The sequence below is a fragment of the Bifidobacterium olomucense genome, from assembly GCF_012932375.1.
GTDB lineage: Bacteria > Actinomycetota > Actinomycetes > Actinomycetales > Bifidobacteriaceae > Bifidobacterium > Bifidobacterium olomucense.
Genome location: NZ_JAAIIG010000014.1, coordinates 30,588 through 42,358, shown reverse-complemented (window position 1 = coordinate 42,358; position 11,771 = coordinate 30,588). Strand labels below are relative to the sequence as shown.

At 59.8% G+C, this 11,771-nt stretch carries 8 protein-coding genes; 6 read left to right on the top strand and 2 right to left on the bottom strand.

Features of this window, described 5'->3' with window-relative positions:
- Positions 1-246 precede the first annotated feature (246 nt).
- Together nrdD and nrdG are read left to right on the top strand one after the other, a co-directional pair.
- Positions 247-2,640, top strand: a complete 2,394-nt coding sequence (nrdD, locus tag G1C97_RS10870; RefSeq protein ID WP_169241761.1) for an anaerobic ribonucleoside-triphosphate reductase — start codon at positions 247-249, stop codon at positions 2,638-2,640.
- A gap of 222 nt (positions 2,641-2,862) precedes the next feature.
- Positions 2,863-3,570, top strand: a complete 708-nt coding sequence (gene nrdG, locus G1C97_RS10865) for an anaerobic ribonucleoside-triphosphate reductase activating protein (RefSeq protein ID WP_169241760.1) — start codon at positions 2,863-2,865, stop codon at positions 3,568-3,570.
- Between the two features lie 189 nt (positions 3,571-3,759).
- Here nrdG and G1C97_RS10860 read toward each other — a convergent pair whose 3' ends face one another.
- Together G1C97_RS10860 and G1C97_RS10855 are read right to left on the bottom strand one after the other, a co-directional pair.
- A complete protein-coding gene (locus tag G1C97_RS10860; RefSeq protein ID WP_169241757.1) occupies positions 3,760-4,812 on the bottom strand; it encodes a LacI family DNA-binding transcriptional regulator in 1,053 nt (350 codons plus the stop codon).
- A gap of 156 nt (positions 4,813-4,968) precedes the next feature.
- Positions 4,969-6,516, bottom strand: a complete 1,548-nt coding sequence (locus G1C97_RS10855) for a glycoside hydrolase family 31 protein (RefSeq protein ID WP_169241756.1) — start codon at positions 6,514-6,516, stop codon at positions 4,969-4,971.
- Positions 6,517-6,896: 380 nt separating this feature from the next.
- Here G1C97_RS10855 and G1C97_RS10850 point away from each other — a divergent pair, with 380 nt between their 5' ends.
- The 4 genes from G1C97_RS10850 (at position 6,897) to G1C97_RS10835 (ending at position 11,589) form a co-directional block, all read left to right on the top strand.
- On the top strand, positions 6,897-8,141 hold the full coding sequence (locus G1C97_RS10850) for an ABC transporter substrate-binding protein (protein WP_169241755.1): 1,245 nt from the start codon (positions 6,897-6,899) through the stop codon (positions 8,139-8,141).
- A 190-nt stretch (positions 8,142-8,331) separates the two neighbouring features.
- Positions 8,332-9,318, top strand: a complete 987-nt coding sequence (locus G1C97_RS10845; RefSeq protein ID WP_240951121.1) for a carbohydrate ABC transporter permease — start codon at positions 8,332-8,334, stop codon at positions 9,316-9,318.
- Position 9,319: 1 nt separating this feature from the next.
- Positions 9,320-10,162 carry a carbohydrate ABC transporter permease gene (locus G1C97_RS10840; RefSeq protein ID WP_169241754.1) on the top strand — a complete coding sequence of 281 codons (843 nt, stop codon included), beginning with the start codon at positions 9,320-9,322 and terminating at the stop codon, positions 10,160-10,162.
- Between the two features lie 143 nt (positions 10,163-10,305).
- The gene (locus tag G1C97_RS10835; protein ID WP_169241753.1) at positions 10,306-11,589 is read left to right on the top strand and encodes a glycoside hydrolase family protein; all 1,284 of its coding nucleotides are present in this window, start codon (positions 10,306-10,308) and stop codon (positions 11,587-11,589) included.
- The last annotated feature ends 182 nt before the right edge of the window (positions 11,590-11,771 follow it).

Below are 11,771 nucleotides of genomic sequence, written 5' to 3'. Positions count from 1 at the left end.
GTCGTGCAGGTGATGTTTTTGGCGGAAAATGGCCGATAATCACTATAATTAGTTCAACACGCCACTGTTGTCCACTAAATATAGGGGTGGGGTTGCCGTATTCTTCTAGAAGTTCTGCAATCGGCACCCTAGAGATATCCATCGGGCCTGTCTTCAGTGCGGCCAAATGAAGGTGGAATCAGGATGACGGTGGCGGGAAAAGAAGATGTAAGAATGAGCGAAAAGAGGTGCCTGATGGACGCACAGATGATGGCTGATGCCGTCGCTGACGAAACCAGAGGAGTCGCAAAGGGACGTGTGGTACTCGTCGAGAAGCGTGACGGTCGAGTGGTCGATTTCGACCCGATCAACATCATCTCTGCCGTCAAGTCCGCCTTCGGTGATCTCAACAAGGAGGTCGGTCCGGAAGAAGAGGCGATGATTCGTGGTTTCGCCAATCAGGTGGAAGGCGAGATCAAGGAACGTTACAACGGTCCCGCCAAGATTGAGGATATTCAGAACCTCGTTGAGCATGCACTGATTGACGCTCACCTGTACGACGTGGCTCGTGCGTACACCAACTATCGTCTCGATCGTGATATTCAGCGTGCCAAGGCCACCGACGTGAACGAGGCTGTGGCTCGCTTCATCAACCATGACCCGACGCTTATCCACGAGAACGCCAACAAGGACTCCAACGTCTACGCCACCCAGCGCGATCTGCTGGCCGGTGCCGTAAGCAAGGCGGCCGCGTTCAACATGCTGCCGCCGGCCGTCTCCAACGCCCATATGAAGGGCGACATTCACTTCCACGACGCCGACTATTCTCCGTTCACCGCACAGTCCAACTGCTCCCTGCCGAACTTCTGGGACATGCTGGCCAACGGCTTCACGCTCGGCAACGCCCCGATGGCCTCTCCGAAGTCCATCGCCATCGCCGCAACGCAAATCACCCAGATCATGAAGGACGTGGCCTCCAGCCAGTACGGTGGCCAGACCGCCAATCGCGCCGACGAGCACTTGGCCCAGTATGCCCGCAAGGATTACGAGAAGTTCCTTGAGGAAGCCCGTGAGACCATTCCGGACGGCATGCCGGTGGAGTTCGCCCGTCGTCAGGTCGAGAACGCCAAGCAGAACGAACCTTCCAAATTGCACTTCGGCTCTCGTGAACCGCTGCCGATGGATACTCCGTTCCACACCGACGTCGATGAGCTGGAGCAGGAGCGCGAGATCCTGGCCAAGATCCGCACCCGCAAGGCCATCTACGATGCCATGCAGACCATGGAGTACCAGATCAACTCCAACCGCGTCTCCAACGGCCAGACTCCGTTCGTGACCGTCGGCTTTGGCCTCGGCACTGACTGGTTCTCCCGTGAGATTCAGCGCGCTATTCTCCTGAACCGCATTCGCGGCCTCGGCAAGGAGCATCACACCGCCATCTTCCCGAAGCTCGTGTTCACCGTCAAGCATGGTGTGAACGCTGACCCGGGCGATCCGAACTACGATCTCAAGCAGCTCGCCCTCGAATCCGCCACTAAGCGCATGTACCCGGACGTGGTGTTCTACGAGAACATCGTCAAGATCACCGGCTCCTTCAAGGCGCCGATGGGCTGCCGTTCCTTCCTGCAGGGCTGGATCAACCCGGAGACCGGCAAGGACGAGGAAGACGGCCGCATGAACCTGGGCGTGGTGACCGTGAACGTGCCGCGCATCGCCATCGAGTCCCACGGCGACAAGGCCCGTTTCTGGAAGCTGTTCAACGAGCGCATGGAAGTGGCCCACCAGGCCCTGCAGTTCCGCATCATGCGCTGCAAGGAAGCCACCCCGGTCAACGCCCCGACGCTGTTCCGCTTCGGTGCCTTCGGCCGCCTCGGTGCCAACGACAATGTGGACCAGCTGTTCAAGAACGAGCGTGCCACCGTCTCCTTGGGCTACATCGGCCTGGCTGAAGCCACTGCCGTCTTCTACGGCAAGAACTGGATCCGCGACCACGGCTGGGATCCGGAAGGCAAGGAGTTCGCGCTGTCCATCGTCAAGCGCATGAACGAGATGTGCAAGCAGTGGAGCAAGGCAGAGGGGTACCACTACTCCGTGTACTCCACGCCGGCCGAGTCCCTGACCGACCGCTTCAACCGCATGGACCGCGAGAAGTTCGGCCGTATCGAAGGCGTGACCGACCACGACTTCTACACCAACTCCTTCCACTACCCGGTGTGGCTGCAGCCAACCCCGATGGAGAAGCTCAACTACGAGAAGGACTTCCCGTACTACGCCTCCGGCGGCTTCATCAACTACTGCGAGTACCCGTGCCTGCAGGACAACCCGAAGGCACTGGAAGCCGTGTGGGACTACGCCTACAACATCGGCATCGGCTATCTGGGCACCAATACCCCGATCGACCACTGCTTCGTGTGTGGCTTCCAGGGTGACTTCGAACCTACCGAGGAAGGCTTCAAATGCCCGGAGTGCGGCAACTCCGATCCGGACAAGTGCAACGTGACCAAGCGCACCTGCGGCTACCTCGGCAGCCCGGTCCAGCGCCCGATGGTGCACGGCCGTCACGAGGAGATCGCCCACCGCGTCAAGCACATGAGCGGTGAGACCGGTCGCGTGACCTTGGACGACGGCACCACCCGCGAGTGGTTTGAAGAAGCCAAGTAATCGTATAGCGTGAGGCGCGCAGACCTCCCATGATATGTTGTTCGACACGCTCCGGGCCGCTCAGGCCGAGTCTTTACGGTCGTACAGCACATCATGGGAGGTCTGCGCTTATCGTTGCGCTCAACGTTACGGTTGGGTGGGAGCGGGCAGAATCGTGCAGCTGATTGCGAATGGTTCTTATGCTGCCGATTGGCTGTAGGGTCGATTGATGGGAGGATGATGATGGACAGGAAGCCGACGTTGCATGATTTTGCGGCAGGGGAGAGTGATCGCGGACCCGGTGTGCCATCATCGTTGACCAATAATCCCAAAGCCGGGCAATGGGATGGGCGGCGCATGTCCAAGCGGATGATCGCCGACTACAAGACCTTCATCGTGACCGATGGTGAAGGCGTGCGTAACTCACTGTATGTTTCCGGGTGCCCGTTCCACTGTGTCGACTGCTTCAACTCGTCCATTTGGGACTTTCAGGCCGGCCATGAATACACCCAGAAGCTCGAGGACAAGATCATCGAGGATCTTAAGGCCCCATGGGTACAGGGCATCACGTTCCTTGGTGGTGAACCCCTGCTCAACACCCCGGTGCTGGTGCCGCTGGCACAGCGCATACGTAAGGAATTCGGTCACACCAAGGACATCTGGTGCTGGACCGGATACACGTGGGAGGAGCTCATGCGCCCCGGAGAGACGCCGGACAAGCTCGAACTTCTGCATCTCATCGACATCCTCGTGGACGGCCGGTACTTGAAGGACCAGAAGAACTCCCTGCTGCAGTTCCGTGGCTCCGCCAACCAGCGCATCCTCGACGTGCCCGAGTCGTTGGCGGCCGGCAAGCCGGTCATCTGGGCCAAACTCCACGACCAGGAGCGCGACATCCCCGAAATCTACTTGAAGGACCGCGAGGCCGGTGAAGGCAGCCAAGCTTCCTGACGGATGGTCAGGAGGTGAATCCACATTGCGGGAATCGTGAGTTCTTCTGCCGTAAGAGCCGGCCTTCATGTAATCATGAAGAGCAAGGCAGAGCCTCATGACCATCCAGGAAGCTAGGTGTTCGCCTGGATGGTGTGAAAGGCACGCGCCGTAGAACCAGCAGAACGCGAAGGCATCCGCTATGCGGGACTACCCGCGGGTGCTCCAATCGATGGTGGTGGCGCGTCGCGTGATGCCTGCCGGCGCAATCAGCTCGCATCGTGCATCACGGTCGCGATTGCCCTCGAGACGGTCGAAGAGCAGGTCGGCGGCTCGTTCGGACAGCCGCTCAGGCGTGGTGGATACGTTGGTGACCTGCCACTCGAATGATGTTGCGGCGTAGTCCGAGCAATACGACACCACGGAAACATCCTGTCCGGGAATCACGTCGTGCCGGCGCAACGTGCGCAGCAGCCATTCGGTCGGCTGAGGCTGACGGACGATGATGCCAAGCCGATCGTCGGCATGCAGCAGCAGTTGGTCGACGGTCTTCTCGATGCCGGGCCAACCTTCGCCGAGTCGTTGCACGATGGAGAATCCCAGCCCGCGTTCGTCCGCGCGTTGGTGTGCGGTGCTGTAGAACTCGTCGACGAAGTTGTATTCATTCGGGTCGCTACCCAGTTGCGTACCGACCATCGTCACGTGGCGATGCCCGGTGTCGGCGAGCTCGTCCACGGCCAGCAGTGCGGCCGTGCGGGCGTCGGCGTCCACGCAGTCCAGCCCGCGTGCGTTGTTGGCGCGGCCCACGAGCGTGACGGGCTGGCTGAGCTCGGCGGCGATGGGAATGCGGGGATCCTCACGGCTGACATCCATGAGAATGAAGCCGTCACAAATCGATTTGCCGGCCATGCGCTTGAGTGCGGCCACGCCATCGTGCGTGGTGGTGAGGATCACGTCATAATCGCGTGCGCGTGCGCTGCGCACGATGGCGTCGATGTACGGCGTGGTCTCGTTGGCGTCAATCGCCTCGCTCATCTCCACGAACAGCGCGATGATGTTGGTGCGGTTCGTCTTCAACGTGCGTGCGCCGGCGTTCGGCTGGTAGTTGAGCTTGCGCATCGCCTCCTCGACCCGCCGTCGCGTAGCCTCGGACACGGTGTTCTTGCCGTTGATGACGAACGACACCGTGCTTTGGGATACGCCCGCCAGGGCGGCGACGTCCTTGCTGGTCGGCGGTCGTGTTCCGGCTTGTCTGGTGGTCATGAGGTCCTCTTGCGTTGTATTGCGGCGGGATGCGCCGGCGGTCGCGTCGTCGTCACGCCGCAATTCGATATTAGTCCGTGCGGCTAACCCCTTACGTTGTCGGCCTTGTGGCCGGCTTTTCCAATTGACTGAAGGGGGTCTATGCGAATTATGCGATCAGCCTTCGCGTGCGAAACGCGGCAGCCGGTCAATCGGGCAAGGCGTGTCGATGACGGCAGGCCCCGTGATAATCTGCCCATCATCCGAACGCCAGCGTCCTTCGGGAATCGATACTCGCCGGGAAACCGCATGGCGCTGCGTGCAAGGGGCGACGATGATGTCACTGCCCAGAAGGAACTGGTCGGTGACGGTATCCATGTCGGGGAAGTGATAGGCCATCGGGCGGATGATGGGCTCCCCGGTATGCGCCGCATGGTCGGCAAGCCGGAGAATCGTCGGCAGGTATTCCTCGCGAATGGCCAATGCCTTGCGTACGGCTTCGAGATGATCGGCGTCCAGCACGCGGGAGGGCGCGGTGGAGAACTGCATCATCGGGGAAAGCGCGGCGATCTGTGCGTATCGGACGAAGAACTCCTGATCCACGTCCGAATGCTTGGTGCTGTTGACCTCACCGCCGCCGATCATATCGGGACAGACGAACGGTTGGCCGATCATGCCCTGTGCCAGCATTTCCGGAATCAGCGAGCCTATGCCGTGCTCATCCCAAGCGGCGGGTTTGTCCTGAAGCCTTTGCGCGAGTGGCTGGCCGCCCATCTTCCAGCAGGCGCGGAACTCGTTGAACGGGTAGTGGACGCCGATCGCCGCCCACTGTTCGCACATGTCGTTGGACGTCATCGGAGTGAACGGCAGGTCGTCGTCGTGGAAGTCGTACAGGTCGGCGCCGTCGAACTTGAAGCCGTCCACTCCGAGCTCGCACAATGCGTCGAGTCGGCCGCGGATCCACTGTCGCGCTTCGGGGTTGCTCAGGTCGAGCACGGCGCTCAGCCCGTTCCACCAGCGGCGTATGGCTGTGCGTCCGTGGCGGTCGCGCAGCATGAGCCCGCGTGTCTCAAGCTCGCGGAACACCGCGGAATCGGGGCTGACGAACGGAACCAGCCAGACAATGACGTCGAATCCTTTGCTATGCAGTTGGCGGAGCATCTCCTGCGGGTCCGGGAACGTGGCCGGGTCGAAGGTCCAGGTTCCGTAGTCGGGGCTCCACTTGTCGTCGATCATCAGCACGCCCGGAGGCATGTCGGCCGCCAGCATCGCATCGGCATAGGCGAGCACCGCCTGCTGGGTCGGGCGGTAGGGCATCTCGATCCACGTGTTGTATTGCGGCTTGACGAACATGGCCTTGGCGGGCGTCGCGCCGGATGGCGGGAAGTGGTTGTGGCTTGCGGCAAGGAATGCATCGCGCAATGTGCCATCGCCATCATCATGCACGACGATGGAATGATCGGCCCGCACGGTCAGGCGCTCGCCGTCAAAGGAGAACGCGAACGGCTTGTCGCACCATATATACCGGCCACAGGTGGAGATCAGCAATGGCGCGCTTTGATTCGAAGCTTCGGGCAGCTGGCCGTCCTCGTGCTTCCAGGTGGCCAGATCGCAGGAGAACGGTTGTGCGCCGAATGGCATGAAGCGGCCATCGGCGGCCCTGCCTCCCCACCAGCGTTCATCGGTAAGTAGGTCGATTGTCGTGTATTGAGCCGTGTTGTTCATGGTAGGTCTTTTCTATGTGCGGTATACATCTGACGCAGCTGCGGTGCCGCGCGTATCTAATACGTATTATTACGACGAAGGTGTTTATTTACAAATCTCGGCGTGGCGTGTTTCTTTTTGGATGGACCGGAAGATGACTGTTGAGCCTCGGGCTTTGATAAATGGCTTTATTTCAGTCTTTCAGAGAATTAATATCATTGCGACACGCCGCTTTGCCGCCGTGACCCCTTGGTGGCATACTGAAGTCACGTATTCACTAATACGTATTAACAAATCAAGACGGTGCACAATGGAGGGGCATAGTGGCCCAAGGTTCACACCGAGCTTGATCAACGTTCTTGGCGACGCCAAAGCGGGTGTCGCAGGAAGGAAGGAACACCATGAAGTTCTCCAAGACCGTCATCGCGGCTGTAGCGGCAGCGGCGATGATCGTTCCTTTGGCCGCATGCGGTAGTGGAACGGCTGATTCCGGCAAAACCACCATCACCTACTTCTCGTGGAACAACGAGAATCAGGTCAAGCCCATCATCGAGGCCTTCGAGAAAGCCAACCCCGATATTAAGGTCGATCTGAGCACCGCACAGGGCGAAGCCGCTGATTACGCGCAGACGCTGACCACACGTGCCGCAGGAAACCAGCTGCCCGATGTGTTCCACATGTCCATCGAGACGCGCAACGAAGTGCTGGACGCCGGATTGGCCAAGGACTTGACTAATGAGTCGTTCATGGATTCCATTCCGGACACCAATAAGGACCTCTATACCCGTGACGGCAAGGTCTACGGCATGAGCCCCACCGCATGGGTCGGCGTCATTGTATATAACAAAGACCTGCTCAAGCAGGTGGGATACGATTCCGTGCCTGAGACGATCGATGAATTCTGCGAGTTGGGCAAGAAACTGCAGGCTGCGGGAATCACGCCGTACATGGACGATCCGACCGTCGTTTCCGGCTCGTTCCAGCCGATGCTTGGTGGCTACTACGCCAAGCAGGGCATCGATACCAGCGAATGGCCGGAAATGGGCGAAGGCGGAAGCTTCGAAAAGCAGTGGACCCCGATCATCAAGGAATGGCAGAAGCTTATCGACTCCGGCACCATGCCCAAGGAGGTCGTGGGCGTGAACAACGACCAGATCAAGCAACAATTCATGACCGGCCAGCTGGCCATGTTCCGTTCTGGCCCGTGGGACTTCCCCGACCTGAACTCCTCCGGCGTCGACTACGCCACTGCTCCGTTCCCCGCGGTGGAAGGCGGCGAACCGTACGTGGGCGGTGGCCCGGACTCCCCGTTCGCCATCTCCTCGAAGATCGATGGCGATAAGCTCAAGGCTGCCGAGAAATTCCTTGCCTTCATGAATTCCGAAGAGGGACTCAAACTCGAGGAAAAGAACATCGGTCAGATTTCCGTCTCCTCCGAATACGCCGCCGACGTGGCTCCGCAGCTGCAGGACATCTACGACAAGTACGTGACCACCGGCAAGTACTACTGGACCAACTGGTCCCAGAACGGCAACGTGATGGCCACGGAAATGACCTCCCAGTGGCAGCTGCTTATCCAGGGCAGCACGGACGCCGCTTCGGTGGCCAAGCACATGGACGAGACCTGGAAGGCCAACGCCAAGTAACGCGATTGGTGTGGATGCGCAATCAAAGCGAATGCGCAAATCAGCGGCGACCGGTTTTCTGGGTGCTGGGTTTTCCATACTCCAGTGCTGGCCGCCGCTCCGGTCGGGGCGAATCTCCTGACGATTCTCCTCTCCTTTGCGCCTCGATAGTTTCGCCCCGACGCACTCCTTATGGAAAGGCAATAAAGACATGACGGCACAAACATGCAACCCCGCAATGATGCGGCAGTCTGACAGCAGCGGCGACGCCAAGGTCGGTGGACGCGATGACGTCCGCAAGACGCCGTGGTACAAGACCCGCGGATTCGTTGAATCGGCATCGTCCACCGGATTCCTGATTCCCGTCCTCGCGGTGTTCGTCGTGCTGACGCTGATCCCCTTGATCCAGACGGTGTATTACTCCTTTACCGACTACACCGGATTCAACCCCGATGTGAATTTCGTCGGCTTCGACAACTACCGCAAGGTGTTCACCGATCCCTCCCTGCTGGTGGGCCTGGGATTCACCATCCTGTTCGCGCTTTCCACCACGCTGATCACCACGATTATCGCCATCCCTCTGGCGGTGCTGCTCAACACGAAGTTCTACGGCCGCTCGTTTGCCCGCTCACTGTTCTTCTTCTTGGGCGTCCCCTCGCTGATCGTGCTGGGCATGGTGTGGAGCTTCATCCTCTCCCCGCTCAAGACGGGCGCGCTCAATTCCGTGCTGGTGTCGATGGGACTGGATTCCGTACCGTGGCTGGCCAATGAGACACTGGCTCGCGGCTGCGTGATCTTCGTGGCCATCTGGGCTGCCGTGGGTTGGCATGCCACGTTGTATCTAGCGTATCTGCAGGCGATTCCCGCAGATCTTTACGAGCAGGCCGCCGTCGACGGCGCCAGCGGATTCCAGAAGTTCATCCACATCACGCTGCCGCAGCTCATTCCCGGAATCGTGGTCTCCACGTTCCTGCTCATCACCAACGGCCTGAAGGTGTACGACCTGCCCTTCGGCATGACCAAGGGCGGCCCCGGATATTCCACCAACACCATCACCCAGGCGATTATCGTCCACGGTATTTCGCAGTCGCAGTACGGTCTCGGTTCGGCGCTGGCGGTTCTGTTCACGCTGGCATGTCTGATCGTGGTTCTCGGACAGGCGGCTCTCACCGGTGCCATCTCTAGGAGGTTCGCGTAATATGAACAAGCTCAAGCCAAGCACCAGGGCGAAGATCGGCGTGTGGGCGCGCACGATCCTCATCAACGCCGTGGCGATCATCATGGCGCTCCCGCTGTACTACATCATCGTCAACTCGTTCAAGACCTCCATCGACATGGCGAAGTCTCCGTTCGGATTGCCTGAAACATGGTCCATCCAGAACTACATCGACACTTTCGCCAACCTGCCGATCGCCCGTAGTTTCCTGAACTCGCTGATCGTCACGGTCATGGCGGTATTCCTTCAGCTGTTCATCGGCTCCCTGGCCGCATACGGCATGATCCTGCGTAAAAGCTGGTTCACTGCCGGAGTCGGCGCCGTGCTGATGATAGCCTTCTGCATCCCGTTGCAGGCCACGCTGATCCCGCTGTACCGCATGGAGGCCAACGTCCATCTCGTCAACACGTTGTGGGGCCTGATCGCGCTGTACCTGGTCAACTCGATTTTCTGCTACTTCCTGATTGTCGGCTACATGCGTAAGCTGCCGATGGAGGTGCTGGAGGCGGCGCGCATCGACGGCGCCGGCCCGTTCAAGATTTACTACAAGATCGTCCTTCCGATGATCACACCGATTCTGGCGACTGTGGTCGTGTTCCAGACGCTGTCCACGTGGAACGACTTCCTGCAGCCGAATGTGTTCCTGTCCTCCACGGACAATCGCACGATCATCCTGCAGGTGTTCAACTCCATGAGCCAGTTCACCACCAACTGGCCGGCATTCATGGCCATCACGGTGATCGCGCTGGTTCCGGTGTTCGTTTTCTTCATCTTCTGCCAGAAGTGGATTGTGTCCGGCCTGGTTGCCGGATCGGTGAAGGGATGATTCGGAACGGGATTGGTCCGTGCGGTTTTCCGGAACCATCCCACGCATGATTGATTCCATCTCTTGGCACCTCTCCGGTGTGTGCCGTTCGACGGTGTCGACGGTGCCGCCGGAGGGGTGCCTTGCTTTCAAGGAGAGTGGCCATGTCCCAGCAATCGCTCATCATCAGCGGCGTCCCGTGGTTCGATGATCGCGGTCGGACGGTCAACGCGCATGGCGGCTGCATCGTCGAGGAAAGTGGCCTGTACTATCTCTTCGGCGAGTACAAGACCGACGAGGAGAACCGGTTCGCCGGCTTTTCCTGTTATTCGTCGCCGGACCTGGTGCACTGGACGTTCCGGCGAATCGTGCTGCCGCAACAGGCGGATGGTCTGATGGGTCCCGGGCGCATCGGCGAACGGGTCAAGGTCATGCGCTGCCCCGCAACCGGGCAATATGTGATGTTCATGCATTCCGATGATTGGGGATACTGTGATCCGCACATCTGCTATGCGGTTTGCGACACGGTCGACGGCGGCTACGAATTCCGCGGCCCGCTGACCTTCCACGGCGAGACGATCCGTCGCTGGGATCTGGGTGTTTTCCAGGATGACGACGGCACCGGCTATCTGCTCATCCATGAAGGCGACATTTATCGTCTGTCCGATGATTATCTGTCCGTTGCCGAACAGGTGGGAGAGGGCATCGCACTCGGCGGCGAAGCTCCGGCAGCCTTCAAACTTGGCGGACGGTATTGGATGCTGTTCTCCAACAAGACCTCGTGGGATTGCAACGACAACTACTGCCTGTCCGCGTCTTCGATGCGCGGTCCATGGACCTATCAGGGCCTGTTCGCGCCGGAAGGCACGATGACCTGCAATTCTCAGACGCTGTATGTGCTGCCGGTGCACACCGAGCATGGCGAGATCGCGGTGTACATGGGCGACCGCTGGTCGTTCCCGCATCAGGCCTCCGCAGCCACCTATGTCTGGCAACAGCTGTCCGTGAACCATGGTCGGCTGCGGTTGGCGGAATACCAGCCTGCATGGTCGCCGGTCTCGGGTAAGGCGGAGCCGCTCGAAGGGCGGCGCATCGATGTCGGGTTCCGATCGGATAAGGCCGGCGAATCGGTCGTCGTTCCATTCCATGGCTCGCGGGTGGCGCTGACCGGACGGGCCGACCAGTGGGGGTCGTACGCGAGAGTTGGTATTCGCAGGGCCGGTGCGGGCGAGGAATCCGCGATGGTGGTGGATCCCATCTTCGTGAGTTGGTATGCCAAGTCGCCGGACTTCGGTTACCGGTACGTCTCGCCGGAACTGCCCGAGGATGATTACGTACTTACCGTCACGGTCACCGGCGAAGTGCCGCAATGGACCGACAAGTCGGGTCAGCGGTTCGGTTCGGTGGGCTCCATGGTGGATGTGGACGAAGTCATCGTTGCGCAATAGCGGAGCGGCGAGCGGTGCGACGGTGCGGTTATGGACATTCTGCGCAGAGGCCCGGCAATATCTTGAAAAGTGTTGGGAAACATGCTTCCCGTGAGCGAAATCACCTTGCTGGGCGTCATGTTGGGCAGGTGGTCGGACTATTCTTAGGGCGAGAAGTAGCCGGGCGAAGCCGTCCGCAGGGT